Consider the following 17,823-nt stretch of genomic DNA (forward strand, 5'->3'; position numbering starts at 1 on the left):
ACCTGGCGCAGGTTGTCGCGCGTGTCGTAGACGTAGCCGGTGGTGGTATTGGCCGTGGCCGTGTCGACGCCGGCGAGGTTCTGGATCGTCTCGACCAGGCGGTTGAGGCCGTCGTAGCGTTGCTGGGTGGTGATGCCGAGGCCGTCCTGCTGCAACACGCGATTGCCATTGCCGTCGTAGCCGTCGGCGACGCCGGGGGCGGATAGGCCTTGCGACAGCTCGACCGCGGCGCCGGCCGCGTTGTTCAGGCGCACCAGTTGGCTCAGTGGGTTGTAGCTGCGGCTCAGGGCGCGCTTGATCGTGCCGGACGGATCCTTGATCTGCTCGACGCGGCGGTTGCCGGCGGCGTCCAGGCACTGCGCGCTGCCGACGCCGCCGGGGCAGTAGTCGATCGTGTTGTTCTGGTTGTCGGCGATCCGGATCAGCCGGTGCGCGTCGTCGTAGGTGTAGGCGAGGAAGGCGCCGTCGGGCTGGGTGACCTTCGTGACGTTGCCGACGGCGTCGTAGTCGATGTGGGTAGTGGCATCGCCCACGCCCGGCGTGGCGTTGGCGCGCACGCTGCGGTCGGTCAGCCAGCCGCGTACGTGGTAGGCGAAGTCGGTATACGTCCCGTTGGCGTCCTGCGTGCGCGTGACGCGGCCATTCTTGTCGTAGGTGACGTAGGTCGTGACCTGGCCGAGCGCGTTGGTCACCTTCCACAGGTCGCCCTTGCGGTGCGGGCAGGCGCCGTTGCTGGCGCAGGTCGCGTCGTCGGTCAGGTAGTAGGTATAGGTGGTGAGATCGTCCTGGCCGGTCGTCATGCCGGTATCGCTGGCCGGGCGCGGGCCGTTGACGGAGCGGACCAGGCCGACCAGCGGGCAGGTGCCGGCGGTGACGTCGGCCGGTTCGCAATAGGTCGTCACCGTGCGGCGCACCTTCGCGCCGGCGGGCGGGGCGCTCGTCGCGCTGCACGTATAGCTCATCGCCGGGGCGTCGGCGGGGTCGAGTTCGCAGCGGGCCGTCGCTTGGCCGCGGGTGTTGTAGGTCCAGGTCGTCTTGGCTTCGAGGGTGCCGCTGGCGTTCTTCGTCGTGCGCTGGGTCGGCACCCGGAACGTCGTATCCCATGCGGTCTCGATCTTGCGGGCGCCGACAGGAAGAATGCTGGCCGTGACGTCGCAGACCTGGCCGGCGACGACGCCTTCCACGCGTTTCGTCTCCAGGTTGCGGATGGTGTCGTACTCGTAACAACTCTGATCGCCACCCCGGTCCACGCGCGCTGTCGCGTTGCCGTTGTTGTCGTAGGTCCATTGCGCCGGGACGCATCCGGAGCACAGATCGGAAACACCATCCGTACGAACGACGCCTTGTTTCGTGACGAAGGTGTAGACGCGGTCAGTACCCAGCGGATCGGTCACCGTCGCCTGAGCATTGGGTGTGTCGTACGTGATCGAGTACCGCGATGCACCACCCGCATGTTCGGTCAGAGTCGCATACCCATCCACGTCGTAGGCGAAATTGGCGAAACGCGCTCCGTTTTCGTCCCCGATGCCGGTCAGGAACTCGGGGCGATCCACAGAAGACGTACGAGCCTGCTCGTTGTAGTAGAAAACCTTCGTCCCGCCCGAAACACCGGGGAACTGGATGGACGTGAGCAACCGGTCGGTTCGCGACGGATCCACCACGACCGCGCTGACACCTCCGTAGGCGAGGGTTATCTCGTTCTGCAAAGGGTCGATCAGCTTCGCCACTCGACCCGATAGATCGTAGATCCACTGGAGCGACCGACCGGCATCGTCCGTGACGGCGATGACCAGCCCCTCCGCGGGGGCGACCGTCTGAGGTGTCGTTGTCGTGCTGTAGGTGAGCGTCACGTAACGGCCGCTCTTCTCGATGCGTTTCGTCAACCGACCACCGGCGTCGTAGAGCTCGATCTGCTCGGTCGCTCCTACGTAGTATTGCCATCCGCCGCCAGGAATGTCCTGCAGGCGATCCGCCACGTCGGGATCGGATTCGTACGAACCACCGGACAAGGGACGGAACTCGAAGGCCTCGCCGTTCGGCCGGCTGACGCCGACCTTCCCGGCAGACAGCTTCATGACGCTGGCGTCGTAGTTCGACGTCCAGTTGGGGCCGAACGGGTGTGGGAAGTTCGGGAGAACGGTTTCCTTCTTGCGCGACAGATAGGTCAGTTCCAGACCCAAGGTCGGATGCACGTAGACTGCTTCGCGCTGCGTCTTGATGCCCGTGCCCGGCGCGCAAGGGTTGCCGACTCCGGCCGGACCACCGACGCCTGAAGGACAGTTCGGGTTCTTGCTGGGGACGACGGGAGGTACGCAGGTATCCATGTACCGCTGGGTGCCGGCCGGGCAGGTCGGAGTACAGGACGTGCCGTTCCATACCCGGTCGACATCGCAATAGCATTTGGCATCGGCCTCGAAGTGCGCTCCGTCAGGGCAGCCGCAGGTCGGCCCGCCTCGCTCCGCCCCCGGCCCTCCGACATCCCAAACCAGACCATCAGCGGTGTTCTTGGCGGTCAGGCGGAATGTCGCCTGTGCCCAATTCGCACCGATGTATTGCGGCCGAACAATCGGCTGATCGATCGAGCAAGCGAGAACTATCGAATTGACGACGTTGCAATCAGCGCCTCGATTCCATGCATGAGCCGCCGCAAAGCGTTGACACTGAAGCTGCGCCGCGGGAAGCCACTCATTCGGCGTCGGCCCGCCATAAAGAGGAGGCGCATCATTGCAGGCGGCCCCTGCGGCGACACACCACGCAATAGGGACAGAAGCCCCACTAGCTTCCACATGCTTCGGAAGCATGAAGAACGCCGCCGCGATCAATAAAAAACGGATTGCAGACACTGACACAGAGTGCATCGCGACTGCACGTTCCAATCTATTCATAAGTCCCCCCAATACCAAAAGCAGCAGCACCCGCCAAGACCGCCCAGACCTTATTATCAGACCTCGCTATTCGAAGATTTTCTTATTCTTCGCATACTGCCTCGCCTGCTGCCGTGCCCCGCCTCATCAAAAAATCCTGTACACGTTGATCCAGCGTCCGGGTACTGTATTGGCCGCCGGTCTATCGCCGAATACATCTGCGCGACCTCGTCCTCGCGGATCAGGTTTCGGATTTCAACAACGCCGGCCATGCAAAGCAGCAATCCCTAAAAGCCTTTTCGATGCCTTCGCCTTATTGCGTGCGCTTCATTGACCATAGCATGTCAGTACGCTCAAGACGCTTCATCCACTGCCCTCTCCAGCACGAGCATGTCGTCCGAAGATCACTTGTAGCCCAGCGCGTTTGCCGTCGAAACCCAACACTGTCTCGCGTTACGTCCTCTAGGCACCTCCAATGCGACCCGACTCGGCCTCCAACCACTCGAGAAACTCTTTGACCTGAACCTGCCGCTCGCGCCCCGGCAGACACAATGCACGATAGCGACTCCCATCGACGCACACGTCGTCACGGAACGGCTTCAACAACCCGGCCCGCACGCTGCCCGTGACCATCACCGAACTGGCCAGCACCAGCCCTTCCCCAGCAATCGCGGCCTGCAAGGCGTAATGCTCTTCCTTGTACTCGAGCAGCGGCACCTTGCGACGCAGCCAGTCCACGCCGGCGCGCTCGCACCATTCGCGCCAGCCGTCCTCGTACAGCGTCGAGTCCTGCCATGCGACCGAGATCAGCGCGGGCGCTTTCTTCGCCGCCGCCGCGACGACCGACGGCGTGCCGTAGACGCCAAAGCGTTCCTCCAATACCCATGGCGAGACGAGTCCGGGCACCGGGCCGCCGCCGTAGCGGATTGCGACGTCGATGCTGCGTTCGACGCGCAGGTCGACGACCTCGGGACGACCTTCCACGCGCACCTGCACCTCGGGATGCGCGGCGCGGAAGCGGTGCAATCGCGGCACCAGCCACAGCGCGGCGAACGAATCGGTCGTCGTCACCGTGACCACACCGGGCATCGGTGCCGTGCGCAGGGCGGCGAGCGCGTCGGCGATGTCGAGGAAGGCGCCGCTCAATCGGTCCTGCAGCTGGCGGCCTTGCGCGGTGAGCTCCACGCGGCGCGGCAAGCGAGCGAACAGCGATACGCCGAGGTCGTGTTCGAGCAGCCGGATCTGATGCGAGACCGCGGTCGGTGTCACGTGCAGTTCGGCGGCTGCGCGCTTGAAGCTGCGCAGGCGCGCGGCGGACTCGAATGCGCGCAGGGCGGTCAACGGGAGGCGGTCGAACATGCGCGGCTCTCGGATGAACTCAGTTCATCCCGGGAAAAATATCGTCGTTTGCCAATCCTGGCAGCGGACGAGGACGATGCGCGCATCTTAGCTCCGGAGAACGACCTTGCCGCTTCGAACACCCATCCACGAGGAAAAACAGGATTTGCTCATCCTGATTGGCAGCCCGCGCCGCGACGGCAACAGCGCGACGCTGGCCGAAGTGGTCCGGCGCGGCGCCGAGGCGGCCGGCACCCGTGCGCAGGTGTGCTTCCTCGACGACTGCATCGGCCACCTGCTGCACGACACGCGCAATCCGCGCGAGGGCGTCGCCGAGGACGGCTACGCGGAACTCTTCCTCGACCGCTTCCTTCCGGCCGACGGCGTCGTCTTCTGCACACCGGTGTACTGGTACGGCATGTCGGCGCAGACCAAGGCCTTCCTGGATCGCGCGTTCGAGTACTACGTCGCCGGTCATCCGCGCCACGAGGAGGTACTGGCCGGCATGCAGCGCAAGCGCATCGGCCTGTGCGTGGCGTCGGAGGAGAGCTATCCGGGCGTGGCGCTCGGCATCGTGCATCAGATGCAGGAGTTCGCGCGCTACACGCATTCGTCCTTCGTGGGCGTCGTCCACGGCGTCGGCAATCGCCGCGGCGAGGTGGTTCGCGATCCGCGCAACCCGGTGGCGGCGGCCGAAGCGCTCGGCCGCGAATTCTTCGCGCGCGCCTATTCGGACTATCGCGCCGACACGCCGCGCAGCACGACGGTCTGGGCGGCCGCCGACTGACGGACGTTGCACCGCTGCGTCGGTCGAACACGTCGGCGAACGTTCAATCGGCGATGCGCGGAGCAGCACTTAGACTACGAGTCGCAGCTTGCCCCGCAAGAAAAAACGATCTTCGGCACGCGGCTCGGCCGCCGAAGATCGCCTTCGTCCGTCCGAATGCGGCGCCGGCCCTCGAGAAGCCGGGCGTCGCATTCGGCCTGCGCTCACGTCATGGCCCCGGCACGCCGTTGGCGTCCAGGAATCCTTCCAGCACGCGTTTGCGATGCGGCAGGAACACGTCGGTCAAGGCATTGGAAATCCGGAACCGCGGGCCGTCCGGACCGCTGTTGTCGACGTCGGAATCCTGCTCGGAAACGTGCGTGAAGCCGAGCGAGGATGGCCACGCGCCGAGCCCGCCGCCCATGTCCCTGCCCACGGCGAAGGAATGGCAGCCGGCGCACGAGAGCGCCAGCGCGCGATTGAGCACGTGCGTGGCGTTCAATCCCGTCGCTCCAGGGATCGTGCCGAGCTTCGTCGTGATCGCCCTTCGGAAGGCCGTACTGGCCTGCGTCGTGTAGTCGCTGATCACGTCCTGCACGTCGCTTTCCTTGGCGTTGAAGGTCTCCGGCGGGAAATAGTTGAACAGGTTGATGTCGGCGGTCGTCAGCGGCAGCACCTGGTTGGTGACGAAGTCGTTCTGGAAGTTGGCCGACTTCGAGTGCGCGCCGCTGAACAGCCCGCCGAACGGATTGGTCTTCACCGTCGACGGCGTGATCTTGAGCGTGCACACGCCCGGCGACGGGCATTGCCGGGACATCTTGAACTCGCGCAGCATCCAGTTGCTCTGCATGAACTGGTTGGTGCGGATCTGCCCGTGTCCGCTCGCGCCGGCACCGTAGTTGTCCGGGTGGACCACCGGAGAGAATCCGGCCAAGCCGTCGAAGTAGAACTTGTGCAGCCGCGTGGCGCGCGTGGCGGCACTCACGGAAGCAAGGTCGTGCCAGAACTCCGCCACGGGCAGGCAGCCTTGTAAGCCGAGGGCCGGCGTCGGATTCGGCAGGACCGCCTCGAAGATGATCAGATTCCTCTTCCGGCCATTGGTCTTGCCGGAATTGCGCGCGAAGATCATGCGGTACTCGCCGCAATCCGAACCGTCGGCCGCGGCGAGATCGAAGCGGTTGAACAGCCCGATCGCGGAATAGCCCTGGCCGCTGTCTCCGATGACGGTGTCGAACGGATTGTTCTCGAGCTTCGCTTCGGCACCTTCGATCCGGGGGCATTCGTACGGAAACGCGTCGAACGACTCGAACGCCGCATCGTCGCAATGCTTGACGACGGGGTCGGCGAACTGCAGGTTGGCGTGATCGTTCTGCGTATCCCACCAGCGGCGGAACAAGTCGCGGGTGTCGTTGATCGTGCCGATGGTGGAGCCGCCGCGCGCGATCAGGGTGTTCATGGTTTCGAACAGCGAGAAACCGGCCAGGATCGACTGGTCGGTGATCGCCAGCGACTTGCGCGGATCGATCACCACGCCGGTGCCGCCGAGGATCGGTTCCGTTCCGACGCCGCGCCGCTCGGAACTGAGCGCGGGATCAGTACTTGCCGAGGAATTCGTGGAGGCGAGGCTCGCAACCGCCGTCACCACCGCCACGGCCAGACCGAGTACCGCCCTGGATGGAATCGCCTTCAACCGGGTGGACATGCGCTTTCTCCCAAAAGCCGGAATGCACTCAGGAAATGGGAGTCCGGGCCATGGGCGCTGAATGAAGTCTTGGTTCCCCTGCCCCAAACTTCCGCCGACGTCGCGCGGAACCCCTCTGCCCCGCGTCGACGCCGGCGGAGTATAGGGCGGCGTTCCCGCGGGCCGTCCGTGACCTGCGTAGCGCTATTTGGCATTTTGTAAGAGTTGCCGACCGGGGCAATTGCACGATTGCGCCCGCGCTGCGGATCGCCCGGTTCGCCGCGGACGCGGCTACCGACGACACACGATCGAGGCACGCTCAATCGACTCCGTCGGCGAACAACAAGTCGTCGACGAGCGCCGCGACGGTCTGTATCTGCGCCGGACCCGCGCCGGTGGCGACGTTCGCACCGACCAGGACGCGCCCCGGCAGCACGTTCAACGTCACCGCGGTCATTTCGTGCACGCCGTCGCTGGCGATCGGCAGCAGGTAACGCAGCCGGCCGCCGTCGCCGAAGCTCGCGTCGGGCTCGAAGTCGGGCATCAGCCGCAGCAGGCTGATGCCGCGCCGGCCGTCGCCGGCGTAGCTCTGGCCGAGGATCAGGTACTTGCCGTCGCCCTGGCGCACGATGCGCCTGGCCGCGTCGCTGTTGTGCAGCGGATTGACCGGATCCGGGCCGGCGAAGTCGAGCGCGTAGCGGCGCATGCCGTCGGCGCCGAGCGTCAGGTCGGGCTGGCCGTCGGCGCGCCAGCGGCCGAGGTAGTAGTCGCCGCCGACGGCACCGACGCGCAGGATCGAGCCGTCGTGCAGCACCAGGCTGCCGCCGCTGGTGCCGCCGGTCGGCTGCGGCAGCATCAGCGGGTCATAGACGCTGTAGCCGGGACCGTCCGCGCCGAAACCGGCGTCGGCCTGGCCGCCCGGCTGCAGGCGAGCGGCGAACTCGACGTGGCTGTTGCCGTTGCCGAGGCGGTAGCCGGTCGCGACGATGCGTCCGTCGGCCATGCGCTGCAAGCCGTTGACGAAGCGGGGCGCGATCGACAGCGCCAGGCTCGCGCGGCCGGCATCACCGAAACCCTCGACCGGCTGGCCGTCCTGCGTGAACTGCGCGATTGCCAGTTTCGCCGCCGGCATCGCCGCCGCGCTGCCGCCGATCAGGATCGTGCCCGCCGGCGACAGTGCGAGCTTGCTGGCGCGATCGTCGCCGTCACCGCCGAGATCGAAGGCGACGTTCAGCACGCCGCTGCCGAGCAGGCCGGTGTCGAGGTCGCCGTCGGCGGTCAGGCGGTACACAGTAAAGTCGCCGCAGCCGGCGATCGCCAGCCACAAGCGCCCGGCTGCGTCGACGACGGCGTCGCTGACGCGCCCGGCCGGGCACGGCGGCACGTACGTGCGCAGGCCGGCGTCGCCGAAGCTGTAGTCGGGGAAACCGTTCGCACCGAGGCGATACACGCTCATGCGGTACTCGTCGGCGCCGCTCTGCATGTTGCCGACGAGGTAGAGCCGCTGGCCGGCCGGCAGCACGGCGACGATCGAATCGCTGCGGTCGTTGCCGAACGGCCCCGGATAGAAACCGTGGCCGGGGTACTCGCCGTCGGTGCCGAAGCTCGCGTCGGGCGAACCGTCGGCGGCGACGGCCGCGCCGCCGAAGGCGATCGACAGGGACAGGGTGGCGCGAAGCAGATTCGTGCGCATGGCGGTGTTTCCTCGTGGGCTGGTCCGACATACGCGGACCGGGGCACATGGGGATCACGCCACGCTCGCTAGTCGTTGCCGCCGCCGCGCCGCTCGAGCGACTGCAACAGGCTCGGAACGAACTTCTCGGAATAGCCGGACAAGAAGCACCAGGCCATCAGCTTGCCGAAGTCCTTGATCGAGACCGGGCGGATTTCCAGCACGAGGTGCAGATTCAGCGGCTCCTTCCCCTCTGGCGCGGTGAAGGTCGGGAACAGGTTGCTGGTGAACAGTCCGCCGCCGGCATCGCCGGTCAGGATGCCGGCCATGAAGACCAGATAGAGGATGCCGGCCATGACCAGGCCGGCGAGCAGCGGAATCACCAGGCTCCACCACGACTCGACCAGCCCGTGCACCTCGCTCCCGCTCAGCTTCGGAATCCGGCGGATGATCGACATCTCGGCGCCGAGCGCGCCGGCGAGCATGGCGAAGAACAGGGTTCCCATCTGCGTCGTCGTCAGCGCGAAGGCGAACGTGAGCGCCGCGGCGGCGGCGATCACGACGATCGTGCAGAGACCGACCCGACGCAGCAGACTCAGGCGCTCAGCGTCCATGTGACTCCCCTTCGCGGCGCGGGCGCATGGCGCCAGCCGCGCCGTGCATCTTTGACCTAGGCACGAACGCGGTCAAGCGACCCGGCGCGACCGCTCAGTGGCGCCCGTACTTCTCGCCGAGCCGGCGGTTGAGCGCCTTGGTCAGCACGCGCGATTCGCTCTTGCGGCGCAGCTGCGCCTCGAGCGTGTCGGCGGCCGCGGCGAGCTCGTCGCGCAGCTTCTGGTAGTTCTGCCAGCGCGCCGGATCGAGGCGGCCGTCGGCGAGCGCCGCCTGCACCGCGCAGCCCGGCTCGCTCATGTGCGTGCAGTCGCCGAAGCGGCAGCTTTGCGCGAGTTCGTCGATGTCGGCGAACTGGCCTTCGTCCAGCTCCTCTTCGCCCGTCAGCTTCAGCTCGCGCATGCCCGGCGTGTCGATCAGGCAGCCGCCGCTCGGCAGCGGCAGCAGCGCGCGATGCGTGGTGGTGTGGCGGCCGCGGCTGTCGTGCTCGCGCACGGCGCCGGTGGCCTGGCGCTCGTGGCCGAGCAGGGTATTGGTCAAGGTCGACTTGCCGGCGCCGGAGGAGCCGACCAGCACGGCGGTGCCGCCGGGGCCGAGCCAGCGCAGCAAGGGCGCGACGCTGTCGGCGGCTTTCGCGTTGACGGCGAAGATCTCGACCTCCACCGGCAGGCGCTGGCGCAGTTCGGCGCGCGTCGCCTCGGCGTCGTCGGTGCGATCGGCCTTGGTCAGCACGACCACCGGCGCGGCGCCGCTGCCCTGGATCAGCAGCAGGTAGCGCTCGATGCGCGCCGCGTTGAAGTCGCCGTCGAGGCCGACCAGCACGAACACCGCGTCGACGTTGGTGGCGATGATCTGGCGCTTGTGGTTCTCGCCGGCGGCGCCGCGCTTGAGCTCGGTGCGACGCGGCAGGATGCGCTCGATGGTCGGCGGCGAGCCCGGCGCGACGGCGACGAAATCGCCGACTGCCGGGCGCAGGGTCGGGTCGAGATCGCGCTTCAGGAACTTGGCCGCCGGCTGCGCGTTGAACATCGACTCGCCGTCGTGCAGCTGGTAGCCGGCACGGTGCTGGGCGACCACGCGGGCGAGGAACTGCGGCGGCGCGACGTCCGCTTCCGGCGACGGCGACGCGCGCCAGCCGATCCGGGCGAGGCGCTGTTCGTCGTCGGAGGTCGTCTGCATCCGCGCGATTCTAGCGGCGATCCGCCCTCGCGCTGTCGCTTCGATGATGAATTGCCTGTCCGTGGCCGGATTGATGCACCGCCGCAGCGGCGCTGCTAGGATCGTCGATCAACCCGTTCCGGTCGGTCATCAGCAGGACGTTGCGATGCAGAAGCAGACGGTGGCGGTCAGCGCCCGCCTCGATCAGGTGCGCTACGACATCCGCGGCCCCTTGAGCCGGCGCGCGCACGAACTGGAGGCCGAAGGCCGGCAGATCCTGCGCCTGAACATCGGCAACCCCGGCCTGTTCGGCTTCCGCGTGCCGCAGCATCTGCGCGACGCGATCGCGGAAAAACTGCCGCAGAGCGAAGCCTACTGCCACCAGCAGGGCCTGCTCGAAGCGCGCGAGGCGATCGCCGCGCAGCACCGCCGCCACGGCGCCGACGCCGCGGCCGAACGCGTCTTCCTCGGCAACGGCGTCAGCGAGTTGATCGGCCTGTCGTTGAGCGCCCTGCTCGATCCGGGCGACGAAGTGCTGGTGCCGGCGCCGGACTATCCGCTGTGGACCGCGGCGACGCGCCTGAATGGCGGCGTGCCGGTGCACTACCAGTGCCCGCCCGAGCGCCAGCACCTGCCCGATCCGGACGAGATCGCCGCCCTGGTCACGCCGCGCACGAAAGCGCTGGTGGTGATCAACCCGAACAATCCGACCGGCGCGGTCTATCCGCGCGAGATCCTGCAGGCGCTGGTGGCGATCGCCGAGCGTCACGGCCTGGTCCTGCTCTGCGACGAGATCTACGACAGCGTGCTCTACGACGGCGCCCGGTTCGAGCCGCTGGCACCGCTCGCCTTTGATGTGCCGTGCATCAGCTACGGCGGTCTGTCGAAGGTGCACCTGGCCTGCGGCTACCGCGTCGGCTGGCTGTCGGTCACCGGCGCCGAGCGCCGCATCAAGCCGCTGCTGCACGCGCTCGACCTGCTCGCGTCCTTGCGCCTGTGCAGCAACGTGCCGGCGCAGTGGGCGATCCGCCCGGCGCTCGAAGGACCCAACGAGATCGGCGCGCTGACCCAGCCGGGCGGCCGCCTGCACCAGGCGCGCGCGGCGATCCTGCGCGGCGTCGCGCAGAGCGAGTTCCTGCGGATGGTGACGCCGCACGCGGCGCTGTACGCGTTCCCGAGCGTCGACCCGGAGCGCCTGCCCGGCTTCGACGACGAAGCGTTCGCGCTGAGCCTGCTCGAGCACGAAAGCATCATCCTGGTGCCCGGTTCGAGCTTCAACATCGCCACGCGCAACCACTTCCGCGTGACGATGCTGCCGCAGCCGGCGGTGCTCGACACGGTGTTCGCGGCGATCGAACGCGAGCTGGTGCGCACCGCGGAGAAGGCCGGCGCGACGCGACGGGTGGCTTGACGCTTCCTCGCTCGCTGGCCGCCTTTTGCCGGCTCTCAGGTTCCTCGAAGCACTTCACCCGCCGTCGCTCCCGCGAAAGCGGGAATCCGTCATGTTCTCGATTTCGCCGGGAGATCCACGTGGACCCCCGCCTCGCGGAGATGACGCAGCGTTGCGCGGCTATCTTCAAGATCGCTGAGGCTCGCCGTCCCACGCTCTCGGCACGCGTCTTCCGACGCAGCACAAAAAAAAAGCATCCCGGCCTGGACCGGGATGCAGCAAACACCTACTCGCTCGACGCTTCCTCAGATCACCAGCCACTCCGGATCGTCGAGATCGTCGTCATGCACCGGCTTGCGCTCCTCCGCCAGCACGCTCGGCGCGACCTGCGCCTCGCCGCCGAGCCAGAACGAATCGCCGAGATCGTCGAAGGCCGCATCGCGGCGGAACGGCGCGCGTGTCGTCGCGGCACGGAAGATGTCGAAGAGGTGGGCATTCATGGCGGGCTCCTTCACGGTTGAATCGCGGCAATCAGGCCGAGCAGCAGGGCGGTCAGCGCGAACACGACGCGCATCGGTTCGCGCGTGTGCAATTCGGCGTTCGCATCGAGGCGGGCATCGGGGTCGGGACGGTCGGTGTTCATCGCAATCCTCATCGGGGTGGTGCGATGCCATTTCAGCGCGCGGCGATGGCCGCCATGCGCGACGACGGAGCCGATTCGACGACCGCTGATGACAATTCGCTGACGTCGTCGTCGGCGACCGCGCTGACCACGTAGCGCAGCGGCCCGCCCGGCACGATCGCGTCGAACGGATAGCAGGTGACCAGCACCAGACCGTCGCCGCCGGCGGGCAGCGCGGCGAGTCCGTCGCGGCTGTCGACGACGCGCAGGTCGCTGACGCGATAGCGGCGCGAGCCGCGCACGCCATCGAGCGCGAGGCGATCGCCTTGCCGCAGGTCGCGCAGGAAGCCGAAATGCGTGTCGCGATGCGCGCTGATCATCACCACACCGTGCGTGCCGGGCCGCGCGCTGGCCGGCGCCCAGCCGGGGCCGAACGCGAGCGTGCGGCCCGAGTCGCCGTCGAGCACGATGCGGTCGATGCCGAGCCGGGCCGCGCGCAGGCGCGCGACCGGCGCGGTGTCAGCCCACGGCCACGGCCGCGGCGCCGTTCCCTGTTGCTGCGCTCGATGCCAGGCGCGTTCGAGCAGCACCTGCGCGAGCTGCGCCTTCGCGTGCAGGTAACCGGCATGGCCGAGCGGCAGCGCCGCGAGGACGGCGAGTGCACAGGCGAGCCGGCGCGCGCCGCGCGGCCCGACCAGCGGCGCGCGCCGATTCGCCGTCACGCCAGTTCTCCGAGCCGGCGCGGCCGGCGCGCCACCGTGGCGCATGCGCCGGCCAGCGCGAGCAGGACGAGGCCGGACAGGATTTCCAACGGCGCCGGCGTCGCCGTCGCGGCGAAGCCGAGGCTGCCTTCGGGCATGCCGTTGGCGATGCGCACCGACTTCACCTCCGCGTCCGCCGGCGCCGACGGCGTGCGCTCGACCGCGATCAGGCTGGTGTACGGCGTGACGATGTGATGCTCCAGCGCGAGCTGGACGATCGCCGCGCGCATCGCCTCGACGTCCTCGCCGCGTTCGAGCCGGCGTTGCAGTTCGTCGGCCTTGCGCTGCGCCCACAGGCGCGCGATGCCGGACGCGGGCGTCGCGCGATCCAGCGACAGCGAAGCACTCCACGGCGCGTCCACGCTGGCACCGGAGGCTTTCAGCTCGCCGTGCGCGGCGCCGAGTCGCGCGACCACCAGCAGCGGCTCGCCGGCGTAGAGGTCGGGCAGCTGCTGCGGATAGCTCTCCGCCGCGGCCGGCCAGGCCAGCGCGAGATCGCGCAGCGCCGGACGGTCGAGCTTGGCGAACAGTTCGCGCATGCGCTCGCCGACCTCCTCGAGCCGGCGCACGACCACCGAACTGCCGCGTCCCAGCCGCGCCGCGCGCTCGATGAAGTGCGCATTCGGGGCGCTGCCGATGCCGACCGCGAACAGGCGCGAATCGCCGAGCCCGCGTTCGAGCGCGTCGTACAGGCCGTTGGCGTCGTCGACCGCGCCGTCGGTGGCGAACACGACCTGGCGCACGTAGCCGGGGTGCGCCTGCGCGGCGAGCGCGCGCTGCAATGCCAGCCCCATCTCGGTGCCGCCGGTCGCCTGCAGCCGGGCGACCCATTCGCGCGCCAGCCGCACGTCGCCCGGCGTCGCCGCGACGGCGGCGTCGAACAGCGGCTCGACCACCGAATTGAACTGGATCACGTTGAAGCGGTCGCTCGGTCGCAGCGACTGCAAGGCCAGGTCGAGCGCGGCCTTGGCCTGCTCGATCGAGCCGCCTTCCATCGAGCCGGACGTGTCGATCACCAGGATCAGTTCGCGCGGCAGCGGATTGGGCAGCTGCGTCGGCGGCAGCAGCATCGCCATCGCGTACGCCTCGCCGTTCCACGGCTCGACCAGCACGCTCGAGGTCGGCATCGCGCCGAGCAGCGGCGTCCATTCGAGCACGAAGTCGCGATCGGCCGGCACCGCGCCGTCGGCGAACTCGATCTGCCGGCGCGAGCCGGAACCGCTCGTCTTCAGCGCATGCGTCGGGCTGTCGATGCCCGCCAGCGCGACGCCGGCGTCGAGCGCGACGTTCACGCGCACCGTCGGCGCGGCGACCGCGTGCACGTCGTCGGTACTGGCATGGCCGGCGCCGGCGTCCGCGTTCGGCGCGCCCGGCTCGAAGCGCGGCGTGTAGGTGAGCGGCAGGGCCAGCGAGAAACGTCCGTCGCGATAGGCGATCGGCTGCCACCAGCGCAGCTCGACCTCGATCGCCTCGCCGGGGCCGATGTTCGCCACCGCGGTGCGGAACAGCTGCGCGCGCGAGGTTTCCACCAGACTCGCGCGGCGGCCGCTGGCGGCCGCTTCGACGAACTCGGCGCGCGCCTGCTCCTTCTCGCGGATCTCGCCGACGATGGTGCGTCCGCCGACACGCAGTTCCATGTCGTGCACGGCGGCGCCTTCCGGCAGCGGCAGCAGATAGGTCGCGTCGATCCAGCCGTCGCTGCGGTTGACGAAACGCTGGCGGATGCGTGCCTCGGCGACGAGGCCGCCGATCGCGTAGTCGATCTCGCTGTCGAGTGCGGCGAGGTCGAACTCCGCGCCGTGCGCATCGCGCGCGCTGACCGCGCCGAAGCCGCTTTCCTGCGCGAAGGCGCTGCCCGCGACGAACGCGGCGAGCAGCCATGCTGCAAAAATTCCGTGCCATGTACGCATGTCGTTTCTCCCGATGACGGCAGCGCTATTGCAGGATGCGGCCAAGCGCGGCCGGCGTCGGCGCGCGGGCGGCGCGCTGATGGTTTGTGGCGAATCGCGGGCAGACGCGCCGCGGCCGTTGCGCCCTGCGACGGCGCCTGCGAAGCTGGCGCGCAACTTCACGGAGCCGTTCATGCCACGCCACATCGCGATCGTCGAAGACGAACCCCTGATCCGCGCCAACTACTCCGAGGCGCTGACGCGGCTCGGCTACGAAGTGCGCGGCTACGCCTCGCGCGGCGAAGCGGAAAGCGCGTTCGCGCAGCGCCTGCCGGAGCTGGTGATCATCGACGTCGGCCTCGGCGACGAACCGGAAGGCGGCTTCGAGCTGTGCCGCAGCCTGCGCGCGAAGTCGGCGACCTTGCCGATCCTGTTCCTGACCGCGCGCGACTCCGACTTCGACGTGATCTCCGGCCTGCGCCTGGGCGCCGACGACTACCTCGCCAAGGACATCTCGCTGCACCAGCTCGCCGCGCGCATCAATGCGCTGTTCCGCCGCATGGAGGCGCTGAAGAAACCCGCCGCCGCCGACAGCGTGACCGCGCAGGGCCCGCTCAAGCTCGAAACCGAACGCATGCGCGTGACCTGGAACGAGATCGACGTGCCGCTGACGGTGACCGAGTTCTGGATGGTGCACACGCTGGTGCGCTTCCCCGGCCACGTGAAGAGCCGCGACCAGCTGATGCGCGACGCGCAAGTCGTCGTCGACGACGCGACGATCACCTCGCACATCAAGCGCATCCGCAAGAAGTTCCTCGCCATCGATCCGGCCTTCGACGCGATCGACACGGTGCATGGGGCCGGGTATCGGTGGAAGAGTTGATTGATGGTGATTTGTAATTGTGATTCGTGATTGGTGATTCGGAAGAGCGGAGCCTGGTGGGCGTGATCCCTGCGGGCGCCGTCTCACGTAGGATCTTTGTCAGCAGCTTTTACTAATCACGAATCACCAATCACGAATCACCGCCCTCAATGTCCCTCCGCTTCAAACTCCTGCTCGTCGCCCTGTCGACACTGGCCCTGCCCTGGGCCGGCTGGCAGTTCGTGCGGCAGGCCGAGTCGCTGATGCGCCAGGGCCAGGAGCAGGCGCTGCTCGCCGCCGCCGGCATGCTGGCGAAGGCGCTGGAGGCGCGGCGCGTCGAGCTGCCGCCGGCGGGACCGGTGCTGTACGTGCAGCGCGCCGACGAGCCGATCATCGTCGACGGCTACGCCGACGACTGGTCCGCGCTGCGTCCGTACGCGCAGGCGCTGGGTCCGCGCGGCGACCCGCAGAAGCTGCGCGTGCTGCTGGCGCGCCAGGGCGGCGACCTGTATCTGCTGGCCGAAGTGCGCGACGCCACGCGCGCGCGCGCCGATGCGCGCGATCCGCGCGTGTCGATCAGCGACTACGTCGATCTCGGCCTGACCCAGGACGGCGAGACGCGCCGCTACCGCCTCGCCAGCGCCGCGCCCGGCGGCTTCGACGCGCCGGCCGACGGCGGCGGCGGCGCGCTGCCCGACCATCTCGCCGGAGCGTGGCAGGAAGACGGCTCCGGCTATCGCATCGAACTGAAGCTGCCGCGCGGCGTGCGGCCGCAGCGCATCGGCCTGGTCGTGCACGACTCGGCCGTCGCCGGCGGCGACGCCGCCGAGGCGCGCTCCCTGCTCGACTACGACGAGGACGCCGCGCGCGCGCTGCGGCCACTGGTGCCCGAGCACGCGCGGGCGCGCCTGATCGCCGCCGACGGCTGGCTGCTCGCCGACGCCGGCCGGCTCGACGCGCCGGCGAGCCTGCGCGGCGAGAAGGTCAGCGCGTTCGCCGGCTGGGTGTACCGCAACCTGATCGCGCCCACGCTCGGCGGTTCGCGCGAACTGGACGGCGACGCGCCGCGGATCGACGCCGCCGAGGTCTGGCAGGCGCTGTCCGGCGTGCCGGCGACGAGCTGGCGCAGCGCTTCCACCGACGTCGTCGTGCTGACCGCGGCGGTGCCGCTCGGCGGCGCCGACGGCACGCGCGGCGCGCTGGTGCTCGAGCAGGCCACGCGCGCGCTGCCGCAGGCGGTGGATCGCGCCGTGTCCGCGCTGAGTTCGATCGCCTTCGCGGTGGCGGCGCTCTTCATCATCGTGACGGCGTTCGGAATCGGCATCCTGGTCGCGCGCATCCGCCGCCTGCGCGCCGCGGTCGAGCGGCTGGCCAAGCCCGATTCGCGCATCGACAGCCAATCGCTGCCCCTGCTCGAGGACCGCGACGAACTCGGCGACCTCGCGCGCAGCTTCCGCAAGCTGCTCGACGAGGTGGCGGCCTACACCGACTACCTGCGCACGCTGGCCTCGAAACTGTCGCACGAGCTGAACACGCCGCTGGCGATCGTGAAGTCCTCGCTCGACAACCTCGAGCATCAGGCGCTGCCGGCCGACGCGCGCTCGTATCTTTCCCGCGCGCGCGACGGCGCCGATCGCCTCGGCGCGATCGTGCGCGCGATGAGCGAGGCGAACCGCATCGAGCGCGCGATCGCCGCGGCCGAGGCGGAGGACTTCGACTTGCGCGCGGTGGTCGCCGGCTGCGCCGAGAGCTATCGCGCGCTGGCCGCGCCGCGCGCGCTGCGCCTGCAGCTGCCGTCCACGCCGGCGCCATTCCACGGCGCGCCGGAGCTGATCGCGCAGGCGCTCGACAAGCTGTTCGACAACGCCTGCTCGTTCACGCCGGCCGACGGCTGGATCGCGCTGTCGCTGTCGCGCAGCGAGGACGGTGCGACGACGACGATCCGCCTCGCCAATTCCGGACCGCTGCTGCCGGCGACGATGCAGGAGCGCCTGTTCGATTCACTGGTGTCGGTGCGCGAGCGCGCCTCGCGTGCAGGCGAGGCGCCGCATCTGGGCCTCGGCCTGTACGTCGTGCGCCTGGTCGCCGAACTGCATCGCGGCAGCGCCGCCGCCGGCAACCTCGCCGACGGCGGCGGCGTCGAGTTCAGCCTGATCATGCAGGGCATGCCGCGACGGCGGCTGTCGGAGGGCGGTAGCGATGCGTAGA

13 protein-coding genes and 2 pseudogenes are annotated in these 17,823 nt (G+C 68.8%); 4 read left to right on the forward strand and 11 right to left on the reverse strand.

Annotated elements, in window-relative coordinates:
• The 3 genes and pseudogenes from J7520_RS15875 to J7520_RS15885 form a co-directional block, all read right to left on the reverse strand.
• Nucleotides 1-2,324: pseudogene (locus J7520_RS15875) on the reverse strand (hypothetical protein); the annotation flags it as partial.
• A 627-nt stretch (nucleotides 2,325-2,951) separates the two neighbouring features.
• Nucleotides 2,952-3,118 (reverse strand): annotated as a pseudogene (locus tag J7520_RS15880) (twitching motility protein PilT); the annotation flags it as partial.
• A gap of 208 nt (nucleotides 3,119-3,326) precedes the next feature.
• Entirely contained in the window at nucleotides 3,327-4,205 is an 879-nt protein-coding gene (locus J7520_RS15885; protein ID WP_291190218.1) for a LysR substrate-binding domain-containing protein, read from the reverse strand.
• A gap of 163 nt (nucleotides 4,206-4,368) precedes the next feature.
• Between J7520_RS15885 and J7520_RS15890 the strand changes: the two genes are divergently transcribed.
• Nucleotides 4,369-4,989 carry a flavodoxin family protein gene (locus tag J7520_RS15890; protein ID WP_291190221.1) on the forward strand — a complete coding sequence of 207 codons (621 nt, stop codon included), beginning with the start codon at nucleotides 4,369-4,371 and terminating at the stop codon, nucleotides 4,987-4,989.
• 208 nt (nucleotides 4,990-5,197) lie between these two features.
• Here the strand turns inward: J7520_RS15890 and J7520_RS15895 are convergent, their stop codons facing one another.
• The 4 genes from J7520_RS15895 to rsgA all read right to left on the reverse strand — a co-directional run bounded on the left by J7520_RS15895 (nucleotide 5,198) and on the right by rsgA (nucleotide 10,112).
• The gene (locus tag J7520_RS15895; RefSeq protein ID WP_291190224.1) at nucleotides 5,198-6,670 is read right to left on the reverse strand and encodes a hypothetical protein; all 1,473 of its coding nucleotides are present in this window, start codon (nucleotides 6,668-6,670) and stop codon (nucleotides 5,198-5,200) included.
• A gap of 298 nt (nucleotides 6,671-6,968) precedes the next feature.
• A complete protein-coding gene (locus J7520_RS15900) occupies nucleotides 6,969-8,342 on the reverse strand; it encodes a delta-60 repeat domain-containing protein (protein WP_291190227.1) in 1,374 nt (457 codons plus the stop codon).
• Between the two features lie 68 nt (nucleotides 8,343-8,410).
• Nucleotides 8,411-8,935, reverse strand: a complete 525-nt coding sequence (locus tag J7520_RS15905; RefSeq protein WP_291190230.1) for a hypothetical protein — start codon at nucleotides 8,933-8,935, stop codon at nucleotides 8,411-8,413.
• A 94-nt stretch (nucleotides 8,936-9,029) separates the two neighbouring features.
• Nucleotides 9,030-10,112 (reverse strand): ribosome small subunit-dependent GTPase A, encoded by a 1,083-nt coding sequence (rsgA, locus tag J7520_RS15910; RefSeq protein ID WP_291190233.1) that lies wholly within the window; start codon nucleotides 10,110-10,112, stop codon nucleotides 9,030-9,032.
• A 145-nt stretch (nucleotides 10,113-10,257) separates the two neighbouring features.
• Here rsgA and J7520_RS15915 point away from each other — a divergent pair, with 145 nt between their 5' ends.
• Nucleotides 10,258-11,502 carry an aminotransferase class I/II-fold pyridoxal phosphate-dependent enzyme gene (locus tag J7520_RS15915; RefSeq protein WP_291190236.1) on the forward strand — a complete coding sequence of 415 codons (1,245 nt, stop codon included), beginning with the start codon at nucleotides 10,258-10,260 and terminating at the stop codon, nucleotides 11,500-11,502.
• A gap of 284 nt (nucleotides 11,503-11,786) precedes the next feature.
• Here J7520_RS15915 and J7520_RS15920 read toward each other — a convergent pair whose 3' ends face one another.
• The 4 genes from J7520_RS15920 to J7520_RS15935 are packed head-to-tail and all read right to left on the reverse strand — an operon-like array spanning nucleotide 11,787 to nucleotide 14,774.
• Nucleotides 11,787-11,981 (reverse strand): hypothetical protein, encoded by a 195-nt coding sequence (locus tag J7520_RS15920; RefSeq protein ID WP_291190240.1) that lies wholly within the window; start codon nucleotides 11,979-11,981, stop codon nucleotides 11,787-11,789.
• Nucleotides 11,982-11,992: 11 nt separating this feature from the next.
• On the reverse strand, nucleotides 11,993-12,124 hold the full coding sequence (locus J7520_RS15925) for a hypothetical protein (RefSeq protein WP_291190242.1): 132 nt from the start codon (nucleotides 12,122-12,124) through the stop codon (nucleotides 11,993-11,995).
• 32 nt (nucleotides 12,125-12,156) lie between these two features.
• Nucleotides 12,157-12,825, reverse strand: coding sequence for a class GN sortase (locus tag J7520_RS15930; RefSeq protein ID WP_291190245.1), 669 nt, complete (start codon nucleotides 12,823-12,825; stop codon nucleotides 12,157-12,159).
• Nucleotides 12,822-14,774 carry a marine proteobacterial sortase target protein gene (locus J7520_RS15935; RefSeq protein WP_291190248.1) on the reverse strand — a complete coding sequence of 651 codons (1,953 nt, stop codon included), beginning with the start codon at nucleotides 14,772-14,774 and terminating at the stop codon, nucleotides 12,822-12,824. Before J7520_RS15935 ends, J7520_RS15930 begins: the two co-directional genes overlap by 4 nt.
• Before the next feature lie 172 nt (nucleotides 14,775-14,946).
• Here J7520_RS15935 and pdsR point away from each other — a divergent pair, with 172 nt between their 5' ends.
• The gene (pdsR, locus tag J7520_RS15940; protein ID WP_291190251.1) at nucleotides 14,947-15,636 is read left to right on the forward strand and encodes a proteobacterial dedicated sortase system response regulator; all 690 of its coding nucleotides are present in this window, start codon (nucleotides 14,947-14,949) and stop codon (nucleotides 15,634-15,636) included.
• A gap of 149 nt (nucleotides 15,637-15,785) precedes the next feature.
• Complete coding sequence (locus J7520_RS15945) at nucleotides 15,786-17,822, forward strand: ATP-binding protein (RefSeq protein ID WP_291190254.1); 2,037 nt, start codon at nucleotides 15,786-15,788, stop codon at nucleotides 17,820-17,822.
• Nucleotide 17,823 lies beyond the last annotated feature (1 nt).

Origin of the sequence: Dokdonella sp. (assembly GCF_017744955.1) — a bacterium.
Lineage (GTDB): Bacteria > Pseudomonadota > Gammaproteobacteria > Xanthomonadales > Rhodanobacteraceae > Dokdonella_A.

What these genes read in the sequence shown, in the direction of transcription:
- J7520_RS15895 (WP_291190224.1), bottom strand. Translation starts at nt 6,670, where the DNA reads ATGTCCACCCGGTTGAAGGCGATTCCATCCAGGGCGGTACTCGGTCTG.
- J7520_RS15900 (WP_291190227.1), bottom strand. Translation starts at nt 8,342, where the DNA reads ATGCGCACGAATCTGCTTCGCGCCACCCTGTCCCTGTCGATCGCCTTC.
- J7520_RS15905 (WP_291190230.1), bottom strand. Translation starts at nt 8,935, where the DNA reads ATGGACGCTGAGCGCCTGAGTCTGCTGCGTCGGGTCGGTCTCTGCACG.
- rsgA (WP_291190233.1), bottom strand. Translation starts at nt 10,112, where the DNA reads ATGCAGACGACCTCCGACGACGAACAGCGCCTCGCCCGGATCGGCTGG.
- J7520_RS15915 (WP_291190236.1), top strand. Translation starts at nt 10,258, where the DNA reads ATGCAGAAGCAGACGGTGGCGGTCAGCGCCCGCCTCGATCAGGTGCGC.
- J7520_RS15920 (WP_291190240.1), bottom strand. Translation starts at nt 11,981, where the DNA reads ATGAATGCCCACCTCTTCGACATCTTCCGTGCCGCGACGACACGCGCG.
- J7520_RS15925 (WP_291190242.1), bottom strand. Translation starts at nt 12,124, where the DNA reads ATGAACACCGACCGTCCCGACCCCGATGCCCGCCTCGATGCGAACGCC.
- J7520_RS15935 (WP_291190248.1), bottom strand. Translation starts at nt 14,774, where the DNA reads ATGCGTACATGGCACGGAATTTTTGCAGCATGGCTGCTCGCCGCGTTC.
- pdsR (WP_291190251.1), top strand. Translation starts at nt 14,947, where the DNA reads ATGCCACGCCACATCGCGATCGTCGAAGACGAACCCCTGATCCGCGCC.
- J7520_RS15945 (WP_291190254.1), top strand. Translation starts at nt 15,786, where the DNA reads ATGTCCCTCCGCTTCAAACTCCTGCTCGTCGCCCTGTCGACACTGGCC.